Origin of the sequence: Streptomyces sp. NPDC020489 (assembly GCF_044386545.1) — a bacterium.
Classification (GTDB): domain Bacteria; phylum Actinomycetota; class Actinomycetes; order Streptomycetales; family Streptomycetaceae; genus Streptomyces.
Genome location: NZ_JBIRUZ010000007.1, coordinates 504,432 through 527,921 on the forward strand (window position 1 = coordinate 504,432; position 23,490 = coordinate 527,921).

At 72.7% G+C, this 23,490-nt stretch carries 14 protein-coding genes and 1 riboswitch; of the genes, 7 read left to right on the plus strand and 7 right to left on the minus strand.

Features of this window, described 5'->3' with window-relative positions; genetic code table 11:
* Window positions 1–199 precede the first annotated feature (199 nt).
* A riboswitch (cyclic di-AMP (ydaO/yuaA leader) is annotated at window positions 200–357 on the plus strand.
* Between the two features lie 11 nt (window positions 358–368).
* Both ACH41F_RS22080 and ACH41F_RS22085 read left to right on the plus strand, forming a co-directional pair.
* The gene (locus ACH41F_RS22080) at window positions 369–1,430 is read left to right on the plus strand and encodes a M23 family metallopeptidase (protein WP_398837032.1); all 1,062 of its coding nucleotides are present in this window, start codon (window positions 369–371) and stop codon (window positions 1,428–1,430) included.
* A 124-nt stretch (window positions 1,431–1,554) separates the two neighbouring features.
* The gene (locus tag ACH41F_RS22085; protein WP_391233643.1) at window positions 1,555–2,499 is read left to right on the plus strand and encodes an aldo/keto reductase; all 945 of its coding nucleotides are present in this window, start codon (window positions 1,555–1,557) and stop codon (window positions 2,497–2,499) included.
* 63 nt (window positions 2,500–2,562) lie between these two features.
* Here ACH41F_RS22085 and ACH41F_RS22090 read toward each other — a convergent pair whose 3' ends face one another.
* The 4 genes from ACH41F_RS22090 to ACH41F_RS22105 all read right to left on the minus strand — a co-directional run bounded on the left by ACH41F_RS22090 (window position 2,563) and on the right by ACH41F_RS22105 (window position 7,766).
* Window positions 2,563–3,876, minus strand: a complete 1,314-nt coding sequence (locus tag ACH41F_RS22090; RefSeq protein ID WP_398837034.1) for a PrsW family intramembrane metalloprotease — start codon at window positions 3,874–3,876, stop codon at window positions 2,563–2,565.
* Window positions 3,877–3,975: 99 nt separating this feature from the next.
* Window positions 3,976–4,788: a tRNA (guanosine(46)-N7)-methyltransferase TrmB gene (trmB, locus tag ACH41F_RS22095; RefSeq protein WP_398837035.1), complete on the minus strand. Its 813-nt coding sequence runs from the start codon at window positions 4,786–4,788 to the stop codon at window positions 3,976–3,978.
* A 259-nt stretch (window positions 4,789–5,047) separates the two neighbouring features.
* Window positions 5,048–6,289 (minus strand): L-2-hydroxyglutarate oxidase, encoded by a 1,242-nt coding sequence (lhgO, locus tag ACH41F_RS22100; RefSeq protein WP_391233646.1) that lies wholly within the window; start codon window positions 6,287–6,289, stop codon window positions 5,048–5,050.
* A gap of 52 nt (window positions 6,290–6,341) precedes the next feature.
* Window positions 6,342–7,766, minus strand: a complete 1,425-nt coding sequence (locus ACH41F_RS22105) for a hypothetical protein (protein WP_046259622.1) — start codon at window positions 7,764–7,766, stop codon at window positions 6,342–6,344.
* A gap of 683 nt (window positions 7,767–8,449) precedes the next feature.
* On the opposite strand from ACH41F_RS22105, the gene ACH41F_RS22110 reads away from it, so the two are divergent.
* Window positions 8,450–10,543 (plus strand): asparagine synthase-related protein, encoded by a 2,094-nt coding sequence (locus tag ACH41F_RS22110; RefSeq protein WP_391233647.1) that lies wholly within the window; start codon window positions 8,450–8,452, stop codon window positions 10,541–10,543.
* A gap of 455 nt (window positions 10,544–10,998) precedes the next feature.
* Window positions 10,999–14,400 carry a BTAD domain-containing putative transcriptional regulator gene (locus ACH41F_RS22115; RefSeq protein ID WP_398837037.1) on the plus strand — a complete coding sequence of 1,134 codons (3,402 nt, stop codon included), beginning with the start codon at window positions 10,999–11,001 and terminating at the stop codon, window positions 14,398–14,400.
* Between the two features lie 4 nt (window positions 14,401–14,404).
* On the opposite strand, the gene ACH41F_RS22120 is transcribed toward ACH41F_RS22115, so the two are convergent.
* Both ACH41F_RS22120 and ACH41F_RS22125 read right to left on the minus strand, forming a co-directional pair.
* Window positions 14,405–16,318: a sigma-70 family RNA polymerase sigma factor gene (locus ACH41F_RS22120; protein ID WP_391233649.1), complete on the minus strand. Its 1,914-nt coding sequence runs from the start codon at window positions 16,316–16,318 to the stop codon at window positions 14,405–14,407.
* A gap of 278 nt (window positions 16,319–16,596) precedes the next feature.
* Window positions 16,597–17,361: a TetR/AcrR family transcriptional regulator gene (locus ACH41F_RS22125; RefSeq protein WP_398837039.1), complete on the minus strand. Its 765-nt coding sequence runs from the start codon at window positions 17,359–17,361 to the stop codon at window positions 16,597–16,599.
* Between the two features lie 376 nt (window positions 17,362–17,737).
* Here ACH41F_RS22125 and ACH41F_RS22130 point away from each other — a divergent pair, with 376 nt between their 5' ends.
* A complete protein-coding gene (locus ACH41F_RS22130) occupies window positions 17,738–19,117 on the plus strand; it encodes an FAD-dependent oxidoreductase (protein WP_391233672.1) in 1,380 nt (459 codons plus the stop codon).
* Window positions 19,118–19,291: 174 nt separating this feature from the next.
* Window positions 19,292–20,932, plus strand: coding sequence for a SpoIIE family protein phosphatase (locus ACH41F_RS22135; RefSeq protein ID WP_398837040.1), 1,641 nt, complete (start codon window positions 19,292–19,294; stop codon window positions 20,930–20,932).
* A gap of 66 nt (window positions 20,933–20,998) precedes the next feature.
* Here the strand turns inward: ACH41F_RS22135 and ACH41F_RS22140 are convergent, their stop codons facing one another.
* Window positions 20,999–22,252 carry an MFS transporter gene (locus ACH41F_RS22140; protein ID WP_391233673.1) on the minus strand — a complete coding sequence of 418 codons (1,254 nt, stop codon included), beginning with the start codon at window positions 22,250–22,252 and terminating at the stop codon, window positions 20,999–21,001.
* A gap of 153 nt (window positions 22,253–22,405) precedes the next feature.
* Here ACH41F_RS22140 and ACH41F_RS22145 point away from each other — a divergent pair, with 153 nt between their 5' ends.
* Window positions 22,406–22,969 carry a MarR family transcriptional regulator gene (locus tag ACH41F_RS22145; protein WP_391233652.1) on the plus strand — a complete coding sequence of 188 codons (564 nt, stop codon included), beginning with the start codon at window positions 22,406–22,408 and terminating at the stop codon, window positions 22,967–22,969.
* The last annotated feature ends 521 nt before the right edge of the window (window positions 22,970–23,490 follow it).

Sequence of the window (23,490 nt, forward strand, 5' to 3'; positions counted from 1 at the left end):
CGCAGGGCGACTGACGTGCCGTCAGTTCCGGTGGGCCTGCTGAGGCGTGGTCAACTCGCCCGATTTTCACCGCTCATAGGTCTGTACGTCCCGCCGAGAAAGGTTAATGATCAAGCGGAACAGCTTGGAATCCACACCCCGGGTCTATTAACGTTCGATAACGCAGCGCGGTCGTCCCAGCCGTCACAAGAGACGGCTCCGTGCTCACGCGCTTAATCCCGCAAGGGAGCCGGGGAACCACCACCCTGGGGTGAATCGCGCGGATCCCGCCGTGGCACCACGGTCGGTATACGCGCGTAGGAGACCTTCCTGCTCCGAACCCGTCAGCTAACCCGGTAGGCGAGAAGGAAGGAAAGGAGTACGCCCACGTGGCGTCGAACCCGCCTGCCCCCGAGGCCCCGTACGTGCCGAGCCAGCGCAGCACCGATGCCTTCGGCCACGGCAGCTACCACCACGACGAGGGTCCGCAGGACGTCTGGAATCCCACCGAGGACTCCGTCCGACCGGCACGCGGAAAGCACCGGGTCAGCAAGCAGCGCAGCGGCGGATTCGCCCGCAGCTCCACCGTCCTGGGCGTAGGCGTCATAGCCGCCGTCGGCGGGGCCGGGATGGCCAGCGCCAACACCGGCAAGCCGCCGGTCTCCCTCTCGATACCGGACCTGCCGTTCGTGTCGGGCGAGGAGGAGGCGCCGCAGGGCTCGGCCACCGTGCTGAGCGACCTCGCCGCGGCCCCCGCGGCCCCCACGGCCGCCCCCGCGACCACCACGAACGCGATCCAGGCCGCCACCACCACCTCCGGCGCCGGCGAGACGCTGCGCAACCGGATCATGGCGCAGGCCGAGAGCCAGCAGACCCAGGTCGCCGACAAGGCGCAGCTCGCCACCCAGACCGCCCTCGCCGACGAGGCCGCCAAGGCCGAGGCCGCCGCGCTGAAGAAGGCCGCGGACGACGCCGCCGAGGCGAAGAAGAAGGCGGAGGCGGACGCCGAGAAGGCCGCCGAGGCCAAGCGTCTGGCCGAGCTGGCCAAGCAGTACACGCTGCCGACCTCCGCGTACACCATCACCTCCACCTACATGCAGGCCGGCTCCCTGTGGTCCTCCGGCTACCACACGGGTCTCGACTTCGCCGCCCCCACCGGCACGCTCATCAAGGCGGTCCACAACGGCACCATCACGCAGGCGGGCTGGGACGGCTCGTACGGCTACAAGACCGTCCTCACCCTCGACGACGGCACCGAGGTGTGGTTCGCCCACCAGTCCTCGATCAGCGTGAGCGTGGGGCAGAAGGTCGCCACCGGTGACGTGATCGGGCGCGTGGGCGCGACCGGCAACGTCACGGGCGCACACCTGCACCTGGAGGTCCACCCCGGCGGTTCGTCCAGCGGCATCGACCCGATGGCGTGGCTGCGCAGCAAGGGGCTCACGCCCTGAGGCTCCCCCCTTCCTGAGCACCGGCGGCCCTGACGCACACCCCCCGACGTCAGGGCCGCCGGTTTTGCGTGTGCTTTGCGGCCGTCGCGGAAGAGCGCCCTGTCCGCGGGCGTTGATCCTGCACATGACTTCTCTTCGCAAGCTGGGTTCGTCCGACCTCGAGGTCTTCCCGCTCTCCCTCGGCGGCAACGTCTTCGGCTGGACCGCCGACGAGGCGCAGTCCTTCGCCGTCCTGGACGCCTACACGGCCGCGGGCGGCAACTTCGTGGACACCGCCGACTCCTACTCGGCGTGGGTCGACGGCAACGCCGGCGGCGAGTCCGAGACCATCATCGGCAACTGGGTCAGGGCCCGCGGCAACCGCGACGACCTCGTGATCGCCACCAAGGTCAGCCAGCACCCCGACTTCCAGGGCCTGACCGCGGCCAACATCAAGGCCGCCGCGGACGCCTCGCTGAGCCGCCTCGGCACCGACCACATCGACCTCTACTACACCCACTTCGACAAGCCCGAGGTGCCGGTCGAGGAGATCATCGGCGCGCTCGACGAGCTGGTGAGGGCGGGCAAGGTACGCCACATCGCCGCCTCCAACATCTCCGCCGAGCGCCTGGAGGCCTCCCTGGCCTTCTCCGAGCGCGAGGGCCTGGCGCGGTACGTGGCGCTCCAGCCGCACTACAACCTGGTCTCGCGCGAGACGTACGAGGGTGAGCTCCAGGACCTGGCCGAGCGCGCCGGGCTGGCCGCGGTGCCGTACTTCGCGCTGGCCGCCGGGTTCCTCACCGGCAAGTACCGCGACGGCGAGGTGGTGGAGGGCGCCCGTGCCGCCGGCGCCGGCAAGCACCTCCGGACCGAGCGCGGCCGCAGGGTCCTCGCCGCCCTCGACGACATCGCCGAGGCCCATCGGGTGCCCGTCGCCACGGTCGCCCTCGCGTGGCTGGCCGCCCAGCCGACGGTGGCCGCGCCGATCGCCTCCGCGCGGACGGTGGAGCAGCTGCCGGCCCTGCTGAAGGTGGCGGACGTGAACCTGACGGACGACGAGGTGGAGGCCCTGACGACGGCGTCCGCCTAGGACGTGGCGGGGCGGGGGCGGCTCGCGCGCCGCGCCGGGGCGAACGTCGCCGGCCCCGCGGCCCTAGGTCCGGTACGGGTTGTACGCGGGGTACTGGACCGCCTGGTACCCGTGCACGGGCCACTGGGCCGGCGGGACGGGGGCGGGGACCGGCGGGGCCGTCATCCGGGCCGCGTGGTCCAGGGCCGGGCGCGCCACCTCCCGCCGGACCCACAGCTCGTGCAGCAACTCCCGCTCCCGTACGACGAAGTCGGCGTTGGCCCGGCCGAGGCGCCCCCGGTGGCGCAGGAACGCCAGGGACGTCGCGTACGCCTCGTACTGCGCCACCGCCCGCGCCGCCGCCTTGCCGGCGTGGGCGCGCGCGTACTGGCGGGCGATACGGCGGGCCCGCATCGAGCTGAGCGCGAAGGGCTCGGCGGGGGTGAGCCAGCCGGCCGCGGCGTAGGCGGGCAGCTCCTCGCGCACGGTGCGCAGCTCGCGCTGCCGGGTCCAGATGACGAGCCAGGTCAGCAGCCCGAACGCGGGGAGCATGAAGGCGGCGTACACCGCGAAGAAGCCGTACTCGCCGAAGGTCGCGGAGCCGTTCCAGACGGCGTGCATGGCCATCGCGAGCAGCAGGCCGGACAGGGGCAGGAGCACCCGGCGCACCTGGTGGCGGTCCGCGGACAGCGCGGCGATGCCGAATCCGATGCCGGTGAGCACGGTGAACAGCGGGTGCGCGAACGGCGACATGATGACGCGGACGAAGAACGTCGCCGCGGTGACCGAGGCGATGCCGCTGTCGCCGGTGAGCTGGTCGGTGCCGAAGGCGGTGCCGAGGTAGAGGATGTTCTCGGTGAACGCGAAGCCGGTGGCGGTGACCCCGGCTATCACCACCCCGTCGACGATCCCGGTGAAGTCCCGTCTGCGGAACAGGAAGACCAGCAGCACGGCCGCGGCCTTGGCGGTCTCCTCGACGATCGGCGCTATGACGGTCGCGCCCAGGGTGTCGGCGCTGGAGGGGTCCGCGGTCGCCGTCGCTATCCAGCGGGTGGCGAAGCTGTTGGCGACGATCGCTATCAGCGCCGCCGCGCAGGCACCCCAGGAGAAGGCGAACAGCAGATTGCGCCACGGCCCCGGCTCCACCCGGTCCAGCCAGCGGAAGGCCGCCATCAGCAGCGGCACGGGCAGGATCGCGAGCCCGAGCCCGACCAGGAAGCCCTCGGTGCCGGTCTGTTCGCGCACCAGAGCGAGGATGACGAGCCCGGAGAGCGCGAGCAGGGTGATGAGCGCGCCGTAACGCACCTCCTTGCGCTGCCACCAGTGCGCGTGCCGCAGCGCACCGCCGCCGGGAGGACCGGTGGGGTGGTGCGTCGGGTACGGGGGAAAGGTGGTCACGGCATCGACCCTAACGAGTCAGGGGCGCCGCCCGCAGGAGGGCCGAGACGGTCTCCGGCGCCGGTGGGGGGTGGTCGTCGCACGGTTGTCGCTGTTGTCCTACCGCTGTACGCGCCGGAACAACAGGTCGTTCACGACATGTCCCTTCTCCAGTCCCTGGCCCTCGAAACGGGTCAGCGGGCGATACTCCGGACGCGGCGCGAAACCCCCGTCGGCCTGGGTGTTCTCGAAGTCCGGGTGCGCCGTGAGGACCTCGAGCATCTGTTCGGCGTACGGCTCCCAGTCGGTCGCGCAGTGCACGATCGCCCCGGGCTTCAGCCGGGTCGCGGCCAGGGTGAGGAACTCCGGCTGGATCAGCCGCCGTTTGTGGTGCCGCTTCTTGGGCCAGGGGTCGGGGAAGTAGACGCGCAGCCCGTCCAGCGCGTCGGGGGCGAGCATCTCGCGCAGCAGGATGATGGCGTCGCCGTTGCCGACCCGGACGTTGGAGAGGCCGTGCTGGTCGGCGAGGTTGAGCAGGTTGCCCTGGCCGGGGGTGTGGACGTCGACGGCGAGGATGTTGGTCCCCGGGTCGGCGGCCGCCATCCGCGCGGTGGCCTCGCCCATCCCGAACCCGATCTCCAGCACGACCGGGTGGTCGTTGCCGAACAGCTCCACGGGGTCGATCACCCGCTGCCCGTCGATGTCCAGCCCCCACTGGGGCCACAGCCGTTGCAGGGCGTCCGCCTGCCCGGCCGTCACCCGGCTCCGGCGCGGCTGGAAGCTGCGGATCCGCCGCTCGAAGTGCGACCCGGCGGGATCGGCTTTCGGCCCGTCGGGAAAGCGCGGCTCCCCCTTGGTCCGGGTGTGCCGAACGGGCGCACCGGGGGTGGGGGCGGACTGGGACGCGTCGGGGGCGTTGGGGGAGTCAGACACAGTGGGGTCGATTTTACGGGGGTGGGGGCGAGCGCATCGGCCGCTGGGGAGGGGACGGGGCGGGGTGGCGGGGACGGCGGCGGGACGGCGGCGGGCGCGAGACCCCCCGCACCGCGGCCACCACGTCCCGTCACACGGCTCCGAGTGCGGCCACCGCGCCGCGTCACACGCCCCCCAGCGCGGCCACCGCGCCCCGCGTCACACGGCCGGTGCGGCCACCACGTCCCGCACACGCCCCCCAGCGCAGCCACTACGCCTGTCACACGGCTTCCAGCGTGGCCAACGCCCTCCTCGCCACCTCCCGCCCGATCGGCAGCGAGGCCGTCGCCGCCGGGGACGGCGCGTTCAGCACATGCACGGTCCGCGGGCCCTCCTTGATCAGGAAGTCGTCCACCAGCGTCCCGTCCCGCAGCACCGCCTGCGCCCGCACCCCCGCCGCTGCGGGCACCAGGTCGTCCTCCCGGACCGCGGGCAGCAGCCTGCGCACCGCCTCGGTGAACGCCGCCCTGGACACCGACCGCCGCAGTTCACCGGCCCCGTACCGCCAGTGCCGCCGCGCTATCCGCCACGACCCGGGCCAGGCCAGCGTCGCACCGAGTTCCCGGGGGTTCACGACCCCCCACCCGTACCCCTCGCGGGCCAGCGCCGGGACCGCGTTGGGTCCGATGTGCACGCCGCCGTCGATCCCGCGGGTGAGATGCACCCCGAGGAAGGGGAACGCCGGATCGGGCACCGGGTAGACCAGCCCCTTCACCAGCTCGGGCCGCGCGAGGGTGAAGTACTCGCCCCGGAACGGCACGATCCGCATCCCGGGGTCGTCCCCGGTCAGCCGCGCCACCTCGTCGCAGTGCAGCCCGGCGCAGTTCACCAGCACGCGTGCCCGGACGACGTCCCCGGCGGTCGTCCGCACGGCCACGCCGAGCTCGGGCCGACGGTCGACCCGCTCGACCCGGGCGCCGTAGCGGATGTCGGCGCCCGAGGCCTCCGCCAGCTGCCGGGCGACCCCGGTGAAGTCGCAGATGCCGGTCGTGCCGACGTGTATGGCCGCCAGTCCGCGCACCTCCGGCTCGTACTCCGTGATCTGCGCGGGGCCCATCTCGCGCACCGGGATGCCGTTCTCCCGGCCGCGCTGCACGAGCGCGTGCAGGCGCGGCAGCTCCGAGCGCTCGGTGGCGACGATCAGCTTCCCGGTCACGGCGTGCGCGATGCCGTACTCGGCGCAGAACTTCACCATCTCGGCGGCGCCCTCGACCGCGTACCGCGCCTTCAGCGACCCCGGCCGGTAGTAGATCCCACTGTGGATCACCCCGCTGTTGCGCCCGGTCTGATGCCGGGCGGGCCCGTCCTCCTTCTCCAGCACGGTCACCCGCGTCCCCGGAACGGCACGCGTGATCGCATACGCCGTCGACAACCCGACGATCCCGCCCCCGACCACGAGCACGTCGCAGTCATAAGCGATCTCCGGCCGCACCTGCACCACCTCCCGCTCTAGATAGTGCACTGCGCCACTGACAGAGCCTTCAAACGCGGGGGACGGCGGCAGGCGCCGCGGCCTACGCGGGGGCCATCAGCAGGGGGCGGGCGCGCTCCCGCAACTCGACGACCCGCGGCTCGTCGCCGTAGGGCTCCAGCCGGTGGAGGAGATCCTTCACGTACTCGGTGGTGCGGGCCGAGGAGATGCGCCCCGCTACCTCCACCGCCCGTACGCCCTGCTCGCACGCGGCATCGAGGTTGCCCGACTCCAGCTCCGCCACCGCCGACACCACCAGCCGCAGCCCGTGCGACCGTACGAACTCCTCCGTCGGCTTCGACAGGGCCTGCTCGGTGAACCTGCGGACCTGTCGTGGTGCCTTGAGGTCGCGGTAGCACTCGGCGGCGTCCGCGGCGAAGCGGTCGTAGGAGTAGAAGCCCAGCCACGACGGGTCCTGGTCCCCGTCCCGGGAGCGCTCCAGCCATCCCTCGGCCGCCTTCAGCGCGGCCCCGGCGGCCTGCGCGTCACCCGCGCGCGCGTGCGCACGTGCCTCGACGAGCCGGAAGAAGCTCATGGTGCGGGCCGTGGCCAGGCCGCGGTTGCGTTCCAGCGCGGCCTGGGCGAGGTCGACGCCCTCGTCGCCGAAGCCCCGGTAGGTCGCCTGCAAGGACATCGATGCCAGCACATACCCGCCGAGGGGTACGTCGGCTGCCGCGCGGGCCAGTCGCAAGGCCTGGATGTAGTACCTCTGCGCCGCCTCCTGCTGGCCGGTGTCGAAGGCCATCCACCCGGCCAGCCGGGTCAGTTCGGCGGAGGCGCCGAACAGGGCGCGGCCCACCTCGTCGGAGTACGAGCCGAGCAGCAGCGGTGCCGCCTCCACCCGTAAGCACTCCGGCACCATGGACGAACGCCAGTCGCCGCCTCCGTACTTGGAGTCCCAGCGCCTGGCGTCCTCGGCGGCCTCCCGCAGCTTCTGTACGTCGCTGTGGCCGACTTTGAGCGGTGCGCCGGAGGCTTCCGCGGAGTTCACCTCGCGCGCGACCGAACTGTCGGCCGGGGTTATCAGCCATCGTGAGGCGGGCGTCGCGTAGGCGCTCACCGCGAAGGAGCCGGCCAGCGACTGCCAGATGCCACCGGCACCGGAACGGCGCCCGGCGAGGTCCAGCCGGTACAGCTCGGTGGCCGAGCGGACGGCCTGTCCGACGTCCCTGGGGAAGGCGAGGCCCACTTCGGGTGCGGGGTCCGCGTCCGCCAGACCGATCTCGTGGAGCGGTACCGGGCGGCCGAGCTTCTGGCCGATCGCGGCGGCGATGAGGTGCGGCGCGGCGCCCTGCGGCACCATGCCCTTCGACACCCAGCGCGCGACCGAGGTCTTGTCGTAGCGAAGAGTCAACCCGCGTTGAGCGCCAAGATCGTTGACGCGACGCGCGAGTCCTGCGTTGCTGATTCCCGCGAGGGCGAGAACGGCGCCGAGTTTTTCGTTCGGCCCGCGTTGCTCCCTGGACATGCGCCACCCCTCGACACAGACGGCTGCCGCGCTGGCATAACCACCCGGCATTCGTAAACCCAGCGTAGTTCGCCGGATCCCAAGCGTTAAGGGGCATTGTTCCGGATGGCGGGATTGTGGTCCGTACGCGCGTACGGACTCCATACGCACCGTTGCGTCGTGCCCCCGCCGTGTGGCCGTGCGCCTGCGCGTGCGCTCTTCTCCGGCCATCGGGGGAGCGGTTCCATGGATCGTGCGTGGGTCGGCCCGCTGTACTGGATCCAGTGGGCTGGGGGATTCCGCCACCTCCATCCCCGCGGGTGGCGGAACGGTCCGGGGGGCGAACTCCGTTCCCCGGACTGCGCGTTGCCGATGCGGTGCGCAGAGCGTGTACGGAGCGTGCGCGAGCCTGTCCTCGCTTCGCCAACTTGGCCGAAAACCGACCCCGCGCCCAGCGGTCAATTACCGCTCCCACCACGGAAATTGACGGCGCGAAGGGCGTTCTGGGGGAGCGTATCGGGGGCGCATTCGCGTCGCGGACCCCCCGCCCCGTACAGGCGTCCGCCTCTTCACCGGCACGCGCGCGACGGCGCGTTGCCCGGCGCTCAAGCGGCTCCACCGCCTCTCCGGCGAGCCTCCTTCATGGCAGCATGGGGAACCGGTTCGTTCGGTGCACTGGTGGTCCACAGCCTGTGGAGGCGTCGATGCGGTGGTTGGTGGGGTGGAGCAGCACCGCAGCGGGGGCAGTCGAGATCGGCTCCGCGGGGGCGGCGGGCGGTGACGGCGAGACCGTGCACCCGGTGGGCTCCCAACTCCTGTGGGGCGACCCCGATCCGCTCTGGGCGGTCGGCGACTGGCGCCCCGACGAGGTGCGGGTGGTGCGGGCCGACGCGCAGAACCGCATCGCCGTCCTCGGCACCTGCGGGGCGACGGACGAACAGCTCAGGGTCGGTCTCTTCGCCGCGCGCGGAGGCGCCCTGCGGCATCTGACGGCCTGGCCCGGCAGCTACACGGCCATCGTCCAGGCGGGCCGCCGGATCACCGTCTGCGGCGATCTCGCGGGCGCGCGCCCGGTGTTCTACACCCCCTGGTCGGGCGGCACGGCGTACGCGACCGCCGCCCTCCCGCTCGCCGACCTCATCGAGGCCAACCTCGACTTCGGACATCTCGCCGCCCTGCTCGCCGCCCCCGACGTGCCGGCCGCGCTGCACGACTCCACCCCGTACGACGGCGTGCGGCGCATTCCGCCGGGGCACGCGCTGATCCTGCGCACCGGCGCGCGCGAGATCGCCGGGTACGAGCCGGTCGCCTCCCTCGCCGTGGCCGCGCCCTCGGCCGACCCGGACAGCGCCGTGGACGCCGTACGGGACGCGCTGGTGGAGGCGGTACGCGCGCGTCTGTCGGCACCTCGGCACGTGCCCGGCGCCGACATCGACCCCGGTCCGGTCCCGGGCATGGGTCCCGCCGAACGGCGCGCCGCGCGCGGGATGCCGGTCCCGGGGATCGGGGCGGACCTGTCGGGCGGGCCCGCGTCGGGAACGCTGGCGCTGCTGGCCGCGGGCCTGCCGGGCATGCCGGGCACGGTCCTCGGCCACGGCACGGGCGCCGGTGAGCGGCTGCTGGCGGTCACCTTCAACGACCTGGTCGTCGGCGGCCGGGAGGCCGAGGTGGAACGGGCGGGCTCGCTGGCGGCCAACCCGCGCCTGCACCACGTGGTGGTGGCCGGCGGCGAGGAGACACTGCCGTACGCCGACCTGGACGGCCCGCTGACCGACGAGCCGGCCCCGTCCCTGGTGACGGCCGCCCGCCACCGCGCGCGCCTGGCCTCGGGCAGCGCGGACCACTTCACCGGCTACGGCGCCCGCCAGGTCCTGGACGCGCATCCCGCGCGTCTCGCGGACCTCCTGATGGACCGCAAGCGCCGCCACCTGGTCCGCCCGGTCGCCGCGCTGGCCAGGGCGGACGGCTCGGTGATGGTCCCCGCGCGCGTGTACGGCGCGGCGCGGCGCCTGGCCCGCACCCCCTACCGCACCGGCCTGGACGTGCTCGCCGACCGCCTGATGGCGCGCAGCTTCGACGAACCGGGCGGCGCGGTGGGTGCCTCGCTCGCGGCCCTCGCCTGGGCCAGACCGGGCCCGGCGGCACGGTGGCTGACCGGGGAGGCGCTGGCTGAAGTATCGGTTCGTCTTCAGAGTGCGACGAGCCGCTCGGGCGTCGGCCCGGGACAGCGCCCCGGCGACTACCGCGCGCGTGCGGCCCTGGCACGCACCGCCGCGGACGTACGCATCCTGGAGCAGGCCGCCGAGATCCGCTTCCAGCGGCTGCACGCCCCCTTCCTCGACAACCAGGTCGTCCGCGCCTGCCGCGCCCTTCCGGAAGCCCTGCGCGTCCAGCCCGGCGCCCGGGCGGCGATCCTGCGCACGGTCCTCCAGGGCGCGGGCGTCGCCGACCTCCCGCCGGGCTGGGGCGCCCCCTCCCACGCCTCCGCGGCGGTGGCGGCCCGCACCGGCCTGCGGGTGGCGGCCGACTCCCTCATGTCCCTCTTCGGCACGCCGCTCCTCGCGGAAGCGGGCCTGGTCGAGGCCCGGGTCGTCCGCAAGGCCCTCCGCGCCGCGGCGGACGGCGAACCCCTCCCCCTGGACGGCCTCGCCGACCTCGTCTCCCTGGAACTCTGGCTCCGCCGCCTCCTGGCCCGCCGAGGCACCTGCTGGACCGGCACCCCGGCCCGAGCCCGCGCGGTACCGGCGGGGATCACACCACAGAGGGGGGCGTTGGGGGCGGGGGCTCGGAGGGGGTAGGGGGCGCCTGCCTGTTTTTCAGCCCGTCCAAGCGTCAGAGGACCGGGGTTCCTGTCTTTCAGCCCGTTCGGCGTCAGAGGACGGGGGTTCCTGTCTTTCAGCCCGTTCGGCGTCAGAGGACGGGGGTTCTTGCCTTTCAGCCCGTCCGGCGTCAGAGGACGAAGGCGCGTGTTTTTCAGCCCGTCCGGCGTTTGAGGACGAGGCCCTTTCGGGGCCGTCGGGGGTCTGGGGGCGGAGCCCCCAGGAGGCGGGGCCGAAGGGGCGGCAGCCCCTGGGGGACGGGACGGGTAGGGGCGGCGGGGGCGAGAAAAAACCTCCGCGAACCCCCACGACGCCGCACCCGCCCAGCCGACCCCGCCCCGCCCCCCCGCCGAGAGTCCCCCACGCCCGCCCCCCACACACGCCTCGCCCCAAAATCCCGCGCCCCCCACAGCCACCCCAGCGACAATGACCCGGTGCAGTACAGAATCCTGGGCGTCACCCAGGCCGAGGACGACCACGGCAACGCCATACCCCTGCCCGGCCCCCGCCTACGGGCCCTGCTCACCTCCCTCGCCCTCCGCCCCGGCACCCTCACCACCCCCGACACCCTGATCGACGACGTCTGGGCGGCAGACCCTCCCCAGGACGCCCCCGCCGCCCTCCAGGCCCTCGTCGGCCGCCTCCGCCGCACCCTCGGCAAGGACGCCGTCGCCTCCGTCCCCGGCGGCTACCGCCTCACCGCCACCAGCGACGACGTCGACCTCTACGTCTTCGAACGGCTCACCCGCCAAGGCACCGAAGCCCTCCACCGAGGCGACCCCCGAACCGCCACCCGCACCCTGGACGAGGCCCTCGCCCTGTGGCGCGGCCCCGCCCTCGCCGACCTCCCCGACCGCACCGCCGCGACCCGCGCGGAGACCCGACGCCTGGAGGCGCTCCGCACCCGCGCCGAGGCCGCGCTGAGGCAAGGCCGGGCCCAGGACGTCGTACCGGAGCTGACCGAACTGACCGCGGCGCACCCGTACGACGAACCGCTGCACGCCCTCCTCATCCGCGCCCTGCGCGACACCGGCCGCACCGCGGACGCGCTCGCCGCGTACGAGTCGGTCCGCCACACCCTGTCGAACGCCCTCGGCACCGACCCGGGCCCCCAGCTCCGTTCCCTGCACGCGGAACTGCTCAGCCCGTCACCCACACGGCCCACCGCACCCACGACACTCACACCGGCCACGGCACCCACGCAGACGCCCCCCACCCGCCCCGGCAACCTCCGCCCCCGCCTCACCTCTTTCGTGGGCCGGGAACCCGAGCTCGACGCCATCCGTTCCGAACTGCACAGGGCCCGCCTCGTCACCCTCACCGGACCGGGCGGCTCGGGAAAGACCCGTCTCGCCGAGGAAGCCGCCGCCGGGCGACCAGAGGCGTGGCTCGTCGAGCTGGCGCCGCTCGACCGGCCGGAGGCGGTGCCAGGGGCGGTGGTCAGCGCGCTCGGTCTGCGGGAGACCAAGCTGATCACCACCGAGCTGACACCCCAGCAGGACGACCCGCTCGCCCTGCTCGTCGAGCACTGCGCCCCGCGCAGCCAACTCCTGATCCTTGACAACTGCGAACATGTCATCGACGCGGCGGCCCACCTCGCCGAGACCCTGCTGACCCGCTGCCCGGGGCTCACGATCCTCGCCACCAGCCGTGAACCCCTGGGCGTCCCCGGCGAGTCCGTGCGCCCGGTCGAACCCCTCCTGCCCGACCAGGCCCACCGCCTCTTCACCGAGCGCGCGACGGCGGTCCGCCCCGACGCGGACGTCGTCCTCCGCGACACCGAGGCCGTCACCGAGATCTGCCGCCGCCTCGACGGACTGCCGCTCGCCATCGAACTGGCCGCCGCGCGGCTGCGTCTGCTCACCCCGCGCCAGATCGCCGACCGCCTCGACGACCGCTTCCGCCTCCTCACCTCCGGGAGCCGTACCGTCCTGCCCCGCCAGCAGACCCTGCGCGCGGTCGTCGACTGGTCCTGGGACCTGCTCGACGAGCGGGAGCGCCGGGTGCTGATCGAGGTGTCCGTCTTCGCCGGCGGGTGGGACCTCGCCGCCGCGGAGGCCGTGTGCACCGGCCCCGCCGCGGAGCTGATCGGGGCGCTCGTCGACAAGTCCCTGATCGTGGCCGCCCCGCACGAGGGAGCCGACGGCGGTGCCGCCATGCGCTACCGCATGCTGGAGACGATCCACGAGTATGCCGTGGAGCGCGCCGCCGAAGACCCCGCCGTGCACGCCGCGGCCCTGCGCCGGCACCGCGCGTGGGCCCTCGCCCTGGCAGAGGAGGCCGAGCCCGAGCTGCGCTCCGCCGGTCAGCTCCCGTGGATCTCCCGCCTGGAGACCGACCTGGACAACATCCGCGCGGCCCTGCACCGCGCGATCGAGGTCGGTGAGGAGACCGAGGCCGCCGCCCTGGCCCTCGCGATGACCTGGTTCTGGTGGCTGCGCAACTACCGCAGGGAGGGCGCGGACTGGGCCGGGCAGGTGCTGCGGCTGGGCGCGGCCCTGGACGCGGCCGGCGGCACGCTCCCCGCCGAACCGGACGCGATGTGCGCCCTGATGGCGTCCGTGGACCCCGTCGACGCCTTCCTCGCCACCCCCGAAGGTGAGACGCACCACCCGCTGCACGTCCTGCGGATGGACGTCAGGATGCTGCATCTGTTCCTCATGGCCGACGCCGAGCCGCCCCTGGACGGGCTGGACGAGCGGATGCGCCGGTACGTGGCACGGATCGGGGCCCACTTCGAGAAGGGCGGGCCACCGGCGGCCCGGCTGCCGGGCGTGGCCTGGCCGGTGACGCTCTTCGTCTTCCCCGGCCCGGTGGAGGACGCGCGGCCGATGCTGGACAGAGCGGTCGCCAACTGCCGCGTCCACGGCGGCGCCTGGGAGACCGGCGTGGTGCTGATGTTCCGCACGCACATGGTCGTCGACTCGCCCGGGGGCATGGACGGCATCGACGAGGACCTCGCCGAACTGCGGGTGCTCAGCCGGCGGGTCGGCGACCGCTGGCTGCGCGCCCAGGTGTGCAGCGCCGCGGGCGAGGCGGCCATGGCGCGGGGCCGCTCCGAGGAGGCCCGGGGCGACTACGAGGAGGCGCTGCGGCTCGCCCACGAGGTGGGGGCACACACCGAGAAGCCGTTCCTGCTGGCGCGGCTCGCCGAGATCGCCTTCCGCGCGGGCGACCGTACGACGGCGGTGGCCACGCTGGACGAGGCGAGCGCGATGGCCGCGCGGTACGCCGTGGCGGACTCCGAGGCCTTCGTGCTGCTTCAGCGCGCCTGGCTCGCGCTGGAGGAGAAGGACGCCGCCCGCGCGCGCGAGTTGTACGAGGCGGCTCGGGCGGCCATGGAACGGGGCACCCCGCCCCCGCAGTTCAGGGTGATGCTGCGATCGGTCGACGCCATGGTGTCGGCGGCCGAGTCCGGTCCCGCGGCGGCCCTGTCGAAGCTGGCCGACGCGCTGCGCACGGCGATCGAGACACGCTGCTCGGACGTCATCAGGGCGGCGCTCGCCGACAACACGGCGGGCCTGCTGACCGAGCTCGGCGACCACCCGCGCGCGGCCCGTCTGCTCGCCGTCGGCGACCACTGGCGGGACGGCAACCCGCGCTCCATGCCGGAGCGTGCGGACGCCGAACGAGCCGAGGCCGAGACCCGCGCGGCCCTCGGCGAGGAGCGTTACGCGGCGGAGTACACCAAGGGCTCCGCCCTCACCCCGGACGACGTCCTCGGCGAACTCGACGAGGCCCTGCGCGTCCTGCACCCAGCCCCAGCCCCAACCCGAGCCGTCACCATGGCCGAGGCTCCCGGCACCGCCACGGACCCGCCCCCTAGACGCACCTGACCTTCTAGGCGCACCTGAACTTCGACTCCGCCCAGTCCGCGAGCGCCAGGTCGTCGAAGGGGCTGTGCGGCTCCACCACCAGCCGTACGCTGTCGCGCCCGGCGAGGTTCACATGCACCGGCACCGCCGCGTCCCCGCCCTCGACCAGCCCGGACTTCCACAGCCGCACCCCGTCCGCGTAGACGGAGAAGTAGACCTTGCCGAGACCCAGCGCCATGTCGTCCACGCCGACCAGCGCGTCATAGGTGGTGCAGGCGCGGTTGAGGTCGATGGTGACGGAGGACCGGCCGTGGACGGTGACGCCGTGCGCGTACCGCGTGCCGCCGACCGAGACGCCGTAGCGCTGCCACACCCAGCTGCTCTCGGCGATCCGCATCTCCGGCCGGGTGCCGTCGCCGTTGATGTCGTAGGCCAGCTCGCTCCACTGGTAGACGGCCGGCGCGGGTGGCGGGGGCGGGGTCGGGGTGGGCGTGGGCGTGGGGCTCGGCCTGGGTTTCGGCTTTGGCTCCGGCTTCGGGGTGGGTTTCGGCTTGGGGGTGGGGGTCGGGCTGGGTTTGGGAGCCGGGGTGGGGGTGGGTGTCGGGGTCGGGGCGGGGCCGATGACCGGCGGGGCGGCGGCGGGCTCCTTCCGCGGGGGGTGGGGTGCGTTCTCGGCCGGTTTCACCACCGGGGTGGTGGCGGGCGGGCGCGCTTCCGGCTTGCTGTCCACCGGCGTGTCGTCGTTGGCCAGGGCGAGCGCCACCACCACGCCCACCGCGACCATCGCGCCCGCGGCGAGGCCCACCTTCACCGGCATGCCGACGCCCTCGGAGGCCGCCGCGCCCCCGCCCGCGCCCGCGCCGGAGGAGCCGCCGCTCGCCGCGGCCGCGCCCGCGACACCCGCCGCGCCCGCACCCGTGCCACCGGCGATGAGCGCCGCGACCTTGGCGTACCCGGCGGCGCCGAACCAGCCGATGACCGCGACCGGCACCACGGCCGGGATGCTGCTCGCGACCTCCGAGATCTGGGCGGCGGCGAGGCGGCACTTGGCGCACTCCTCCAGGTGCTTGCGCAGGCCCCGTTCGGCACGGGTGCGCAGCCGGCCACGGGCGTAGGTGCCGAGCTGGTCGGCGTAGCGGGCGCACTCCTCGTCGTCGGCGAGGGCGGCGCTGACATGGGCCTGGAGGTAGGCCTGCTTGAGGCCCTCACGGGCACGGCTGGCGAGCACGCGCGTGCCGTTGGCGTCGAGTCCGAAGAGCGTGGCGACCTCGCTCGGCGACTCGTCCTCGACCTCGGTGTGCCACAGCACCGCCTGCCAGCGCTCGGGCAGCGACCGGAAGGCCTGCATGGCCATGGACTGCTCGGCCTCGTGCATCGCGCGCACATCGGCGCCCAGGTCCAGGGTGTCGTCGTCGGAGCCCTGGGTCACGCGCGCGGACTGCGCGGCGAACAGCGCGAAGTCGTCGACCAGTTGCTCCCGCCTGGCGGACTTCGTCCAGTGCGCGGCCACGCGGCGGACCGTCGTCAGCAGGTACGCGCGTACGGCGTGCTCGGGCCCCGAGCCGCCGCGCACCGCCTGGAGCATGCGGGCGAAGACCTCGGCCGTGAGGTCGTCGGCGGTGTGGGCGTCGCGGCAGCAGGTGCGGGCGTACCGGCGTACCGCTTCCGCGTGGCGCCGGTACAGCTCCTCGTAGGCCGTGTCGTCCCCGGAGCGCATCCGACCGATGAGGTCGGCGTCGGAGGGCGGCGCCTCGATCGGGGGCGGCAGGACGCTGTCCTCGCCCCAGTCGCGCTGGGTCGGGACGCTGCGTTCGACCGGGACACCGCCGACCGGCCGACGGCCCGTGCGGCCCCCCTGGCTGGGCACCTGGGGCGACACCGGGTCGTTGGCCTCCGCGTCTCCGTCACCCTGTGACTCGTCCCGCCCGTCAACGCTCATCGCGGAAAGCCCCCGCCGCCTGCCCAACCAGTCACGAACACCGGGTCAGCGTGCCATATGGGCTTTTGGTCAAGACCCGTCAGCGCGGGGCTACCACTCGTCCGTGGGGATTCACCGCACCGCAGTACTAGCCGTCACCCGTGCGGGGAAGGATCAACTGACGTGGCTTGAGCGGGAGTTGGGGACGTGTCGGACAAGCCGGGCATGCCGACGGGGCGCGGGCGGCAGAGCACCCGCACCCCGTCGTCACCTGATCGAGGCACCGCGTCAAGCGGCCTTTACGACGGCCGCGACCGCAGACCCTCCAGCAGGATGTCCAGCAGCCGCGCCGAGGCCGCCGCCTGCTGCGCCGCGTCCGGCAGCGAGGGCGCCGCCGTGGCGATCACCAGCAGCACGTCCGCCACCGACACGTCGGCCCGCAGCTCACCCGCCGCGCGCGCTCGCTCCACGAGCTGACCCACCACGTCGAGCAGCGCCGCCGCCCCCGCGTCGTCATCGGCCGCGCTTCCCGGGTTCTCCGGCACCAGCCGCAGTTCCCCGGTGCCCGGCTGCGTCCGCTGCTGCGGCACCCGCGCCGCGTCGTACCCGGCGCTCTCGGTGCCCTCGTCCGCCACACCCACCCGCAGCACCTGCGGCGGCAGCAGCCGCCCGGCACCCGACGCCACCGACGTCCGCAGGAAGCGCGAGAGCGCCGACCACGGCTCGTCCTCCTGGCCGAGCGCCGCACGTGCCTGGTCGGTCAGCCGGGAGGTCTCCTCCTCGGCTATCCGGCGCACCAGGACGTCCTTGCTCGGGAAGCGCCGGTACACCGTGCCGACGCCGACCCGCGCGCGCCGCGCCACGTCCTCCATCGGCGCGCCGTACCCCAGCTCGCCGAAGACCTCGCGTGCCGCACGCAGTACGTGCTCCAGATTGCGCTGTGCGTCCACGCGCAGCGGGGTCGAACGCGAACCGCCGCGTCCGTTGCCCACCGCCGCGCTCATCGCTCCGCCACCTGGTGTGATGGCAGACGCGGAAGACCAATGAGAGTCCTGAACATGCATAAGCGTTCCCCCGGTAATGACGTCTCCCCCCGGAGACTCTCCCCGCCACTGAAAGCCGGAGTCGTGGGGAACACACACGGCTCACGGGCCGCCCGTCGCGGTCCCGCAGAGCGCATCCCCCTACACCCCGTCGACACACGAACATAGTTGAGAGGGGGTCAATTCAGAAGGGGCAGGTTCCGCACAGAGCGCCCCCCGATCGGAGTACGGGCCGTATACGTCCCGATTGCACCCCGCGCACACTCCCGGCGCGTACCCACTGACCTGCACATACTTCCCGTACACCGGCGATTCGGCCAACCCCGCCCGCGCGAGACGCGCGGTCACACAAATTGTCGGGCCTGTGGACAAACTCAAGCGCCGGGTGCGTCATGGGGTGGTGAAGGAACGCGCGCGCATTCTCGTTGTCGGTGGCGGCTACGTCGGGATGTACACGGCCCTGCGTCTGCAACGGAGGCTGAAACAGGAACTCCGGCGCGGCGACGTCGAGATCACCGTCGTCACCCCCGACCCGTACATGACCTACCAGCCCTTCCTTCCCGAGGCGGCCGCCGGCTCCATCTCCCCCCGCCATGTCGTCGTCCCGCTGCGCCGCGTCCTCGACGCCTGCCACGTGATCGTCGGCGAGGTCACCGCCCTCGACCACGCCAAGCGCACCGCCACCCTCACCACCCTCGCCACCGAGGAGGAGGGCACCGGGCCCCGGCAGCTGACGTACGACGAACTCGTCCTCGCCCCCGGCTCGATCTCGCGCACCCTGCCCGTCCCCGGCCTCGCCGACCACGCCATCGGCTTCAAGACCGTCGAGGAGGCCATCGGACTGCGCAACCACGTCATCGAGCAGATGGACATCGCCTCCTCCACCCGCGACCCCGCGATCCGCGACGCGGCCCTGACCTTCGTCTTCGTGGGCGGCGGCTACGCGGGCGTGGAGGCGCTCGGCGAACTGGAGGACATGGCCCGCTACACCACGCGCTACTACCACAACCTCCAGCCCGAGGACCTGAAGTGGATCCTCGTGGAGGCCTCCGACCGCATCCTCCCCGAGGTCGGCGCCGAGCTGGGCCGCTACACCGTCACCGAACTGCGCCGCCGCAACATCGACGTACGCCTGAACACCCGCCTCGAATCCTGCGCCGACCGTGTCGCCGTCCTCAGCGACGGCGCCCGCTTCCCGACCCGTACGGTCGTGTGGACCGCCGGCGTCAAACCCCACCCGATCCTCGCCGCCAGCGGCCTTGCGCTCACGGACCGGGGTCGGCTGAAATGCACCCCCCAGCTCACGATCGAGGGCACCACGCACGCGTGGGCGGCCGGAGACGCCGCCGCCGTCCCGGACGTCACGGCCGGCGAACCCGGCAGGGAGACCGCGCCCAACGCCCAGCACGCCGTCCGCCAGGCCAAGGTCCTCGGCGACAACATCGTGCACGCGCTGCGCGGCGAGGAACTCGAGACCTACTCCCACCGTTACGTCGGCTCGGTGGCCTCCCTGGGTCTGCACAAAGGTGTCGCGCACGTCTACGGGCGCAAGCTGAAGGGCTACCCTGCGTGGTTCATGCACCGCGTCTACCACCTCAGCAGGGTGCCCACCTTCAACCGCAAGGCCCGCGTCCTGGCCGAATGGACCCTCTCCGGGCTCTTCAAGAGGGAGATCGTCTCGCTGGGTTCCCTCGAACATCCCCGGGCGGAGTTCGAACTCGCGGCCGGTGGAAAGCCTCCTCAGGACCCCTCGAACGACCCGAAGGGGTCGTCCTGACCGGACCCAGGAACTCCACCGGCACGGTAGGCGTCTGACGGATGTCGACCCGGTCGGTCACACTGCCACACTGATCCCCGACCCAAGGACGGGTGGACGCCCGCCTTCCGCACCCGCGACGACCCGACACCGGGTCCGGAGCCGGCCGCAGACGACGACACGAGGCAAGGATTCGTGAACTTCACGCGCTGGAGCGCCCGGCTCCCCGGAACGCAGCGCCGCGCCGCAGCGCGGACCGACCACGAGCTCACCCCGGACCGACTCGGGGAGGGCTCCGTACCCGCGGCCCGCGCCGAACAACTCACCGACGAGGCACCGCCCGTGCCCGCCGTCGACGAACTCCCCGTACGCGAGGTGCTCGACCGCGTCCCGGCCCTCGTCGCCCTCGTGCACGGCCAGGACCACCGCCTCGCCTACGTCAACGACGCCTATGCGACGGCCTTCGGCCCGCGCGCCCCCGGCCCACCCGCCCGCGAAGCCCTCCCCGAGCTCGAGGAGATCGGCCTCCTCCCCCTCCTCGACCAGGTCCTGCGCAGCGGCAGGACCCGCACGGTTAAGTCCCGCAGGGCCCTCGACGGCCGCTCCTACACGTTCACCTGCACCCCGGTGACGGAAGGCGACACCGGCGCGGTCCTCGTCTTCGCCACCGACGTCACCGACCACGCCGAGGCCGCCGAACGCCTCAGGGCCAGCGAACGCCGCCAGCGCGAGACGGCCGTGACCCTCCAGCGCTCGCTGCTCCCGCAGGTCCTGGAGGAACCCGACGACCTCCGCATCGCCGCCACCTACCAGCCGGGCGGCACCGAGGCCGCCGTCGGCGGCGACTGGTACGACGTCATCACCCTCGGCGGCGGCCGCACCGCCCTCGTCATCGGCGACGTCATGGGCCGGGGCGTCCGCGCGGCGGCGGTCATGGGCCAGTTGCGCACAGCGGTCCGGGCGTACGCCCGCCTGGACCTCCCCCCGCACGAGATCCTGCAACTCCTCGACGGCCTCGCCACCGAGATCGACGCCAACCAGATCGCCACCTGCGTCTACGCCATCCACGACCCCAACGAGGGCAAGCTGGTCTACGCCTCCGCCGGCCACCTCCCGATCCTGGTCCGCGACGAGAGCGGGGCGGTGCTCCGCGCGGACGAACCCACCGGCCCGCCCCTGGGCACGGGCGGCTGGGTGCACGCGTCGGGCTCGATCCCCCTGGGCCCCGGCGCCACGGCCGTCCTCTACACGGACGGCCTGGTAGAGCGCCGCAACGAGGACCTGGACGAGGGCATCGCGGCACTGGAACGCGCCCTGTCCGGCGCGACCGGCACCCCCCAGGTCGTGTGCGACCGCCTGGTCCGCTCGGCCGGCGTCACCGCCGACCACGACGACGACGTGGCGGTCCTGGTCCTCCAGCAACCCGCCCGCACCGGCCCCGACAGCGACCTCTTCCGCAACGCCGCGCTGGAACTCCTCGGCGGCATCGAGGCGGCCCCACGCGCGCGTGCGTTCGCCTCCGGCGTGCTGACCAGCTGGCGGTTCCCGACGGAGCTGCACGACCTGGGGGTGCTGGCGGCGAGCGAACTGGTCGCGAACTCGCTCCAGCACGGGACGCCACCCATGCGGCTGCGCCTGCGCAGGACCGACCGCCGGCTGATCATCGAGGTCACCGACGGCGACGACCATCTGCCGCGGCGCCGCCGGGCCGAGCACGGCGACGAATCCGGCCGGGGGATCGCCATCGTGGCGACCATCGCGTCGAACTGGGGCTCACGCAGGACACCAGGGGGCGGCAAGGCCGTCTGGTGCGAGTTCGTGCTGCCCAAGGGGTAGGCGCGCAGGGCCGTATGGCGGCTATGGGGGCGTGCGACTGACCGCACGCCCCGAGGTGCCCCCCAATTACGCGGCGAGGGACTCCTGCTGTGCGCCGCCCTTGGCCACCACCCGGCTCCGGGCCCGCCACGGGTGGTCCTGCACCGCGGTGAGCTGCCGCCCGAGCCTGAGCGCAAGGAACGTGATGCCCACCGAGAACAGCAGAAACGTCACGATGTACGGGGCGTGCAGCGAGGCACCCATCGGGCCGCCCACCGCCGGACCCACGGCCAGCGCGAGCTGCTTCACCAGGGCGAACGCCGAGTTGTACTGACCAGCCATCCCGGTCGGCGCGAGATCCGCGACCAGCGGGGCGACGGTCGGCGACAGCATCGCCTCACCCAGACCGAAGAGGGCGTACGTCGAGACGAACGCGGCCGTGGCCATGGTCTGGCTGCCGTGACCGAGGCCCGCGTACCCCGCGATGACCCAGGCGAAGGCCCAGATGAGGCCGACCGCGGCGATCACACGGGAGCGCCTGCGCCGCTCGACGAACCTCAGCACGGCGAACTGCGCCACGACGATCATCGCGGTGTTGGCGGCCAGTGCCGTACCCAGAGCGGAGGTGGAGATCCCGGCGGCCTCGACGCCGTACGCGGCCAGACCCGACTCGAACTGGCCGTAACAGGCGAAGAACAGCACGAAGCCCAGGACGCCCAGCTGCACCATGGCCCGGTTACCCAGCAGCTGCTTCCAGCTGCCCTTGGCGGACCGCGGCGCGCCCTCGACGTGCGGCGCGTGCGGCACGCGCACCGTCGCCATCACCACGACCAGCAGCAGGAACATCGCCGCCTCGATCGCGAACAGCAGGGTGAAGGAGGAGACGTTCGTCGTGTCGACGAGGTGACCGCCGATGAGACCGCCGACCCCGAGCCCGAGGTTCTGCAGGAAGAACTGCATCGCGAAGGCACGTGAGCGGGTCTCGGACGTGGAGCAGTCCACGATCATCGTGGCGAGCGCCGGCTGCATGACGGCCTGCCCCGCACCGAGGGCGGCGGCGGACAGCAGCACGGTCGTCGCGTTGCTCGCGAGCCCCAGGCTCAGCGCCCCGATCGCGGCGGAGACCAGGGCGGCGAACAGCACCGGAAGCGGGCCCCGCCGCACGATCGCCCGGCCGGCGAACGGCAGCACGATCAGCGCGGCCACGGCGAAGACGGCGAGGACGAGCCCCGCCGTCATGGCCCCCAGCCCCCGCACCTGCGCCACATAGACGTACAGGTAGGGGACGGTGAAGCCGAGCCCGAACGCGCTGAGTGCGTTGCCCACGTGGATCCGGCGCATCGCTGCGCCCATGGCCCTGGTCACGTTCACCTCTCTCAGGTAATTGGAATCCCTCAGTACTTAGCACCGAAGACTTCAAAGCTAAAGTTCGAAGCTAAACAGTACACCTAGAAGAACTTCAACGCCAAGCAGCCCCGTGCGATACTTCGGCCCATGGGTGACACCCCCGGCAACGGCCTCGGCATCGGCGGCGAGCCGACTCTCGAAGAGCAGATCGCCGCCTACCAGCGCGAGTTCCAGGACCTCGACCCCCAGGTCGAGCAGATCGTCTCGGCGCTGTCCCGGCTGAACCGCCGGATGAACGTCGCCTACGGCCGTCAGACCTCCGCCCTCGGCATCAGCAACGCGGAGTGGGAGGTCCTCAAGGCGCTCGTCCTCTCCGGCGCCCCCTATCGGATGGGTCCCAGCGACCTCGCCAAGCGCCTCGGCCTGACGCCGGCCGCGATGACGCACCGGATCGACCGCATGGTGACGGAGGGGCTGGTGACCCGGGAGCGGGACGAGTCCAACCGCGTACGGGTGATCGTGGAGCTGACGGACGAGGGGCGCGAGAAGTGGCTGGAGGCCATGCGCATGGCCACCGTCTTCGAGGAGGACCTCCTCCAGGACCTCTCCGCCGAGGAGCGGACCAGCCTCGGTGACGTCCTGACCCGCCTCCTGCGCCGGGTGGAGCATGCTCAGCCCGACGCCGGCGGTCGCCTCACCGACCTGGACTGATGGAGCGGTCGACGGGCCCCGAAAAGATCTTGACAGGGGGTGCTTGACACGCACCCCCACGGTCCGTAGAGTTCTTCGGGTTGCCGCAGAGCCGTAACGGTTCTTCGACAGCACCTCCGCCGCATCAGCGGCACACAAACCACCAGCACGATCTCCCAACGGGATTCAATTCGGCGTGCCCGAATTGAATTCGATTTGGATTCGGCAGCTCGATTAGGAACTGCCGAGAGGATCCGCTAAGGTTTGAGACGTCGGAACGGCCCAACGGCCGCGAGGACAAGCCCCTCTGACTGGGAGTCAGGCCCGAAAGGATCTGATAGAGTCGGAACCGCCGGAAAGGGAAACGCGAGAGCGGGAACCTGGAAAGCACCGAGGAAATCAGAACCGGAAACGGTCTGATAGAGTCGGAAACGCAAGACCGAAGGGAAAGCCCGGAGGAAAGCCCGAGAGGGTGAGTACAAAGGAAGCGTCCGTTCCTTGAGAACTCAACAGCGTGCCAAAAATCAACGCCAGATTTAGTT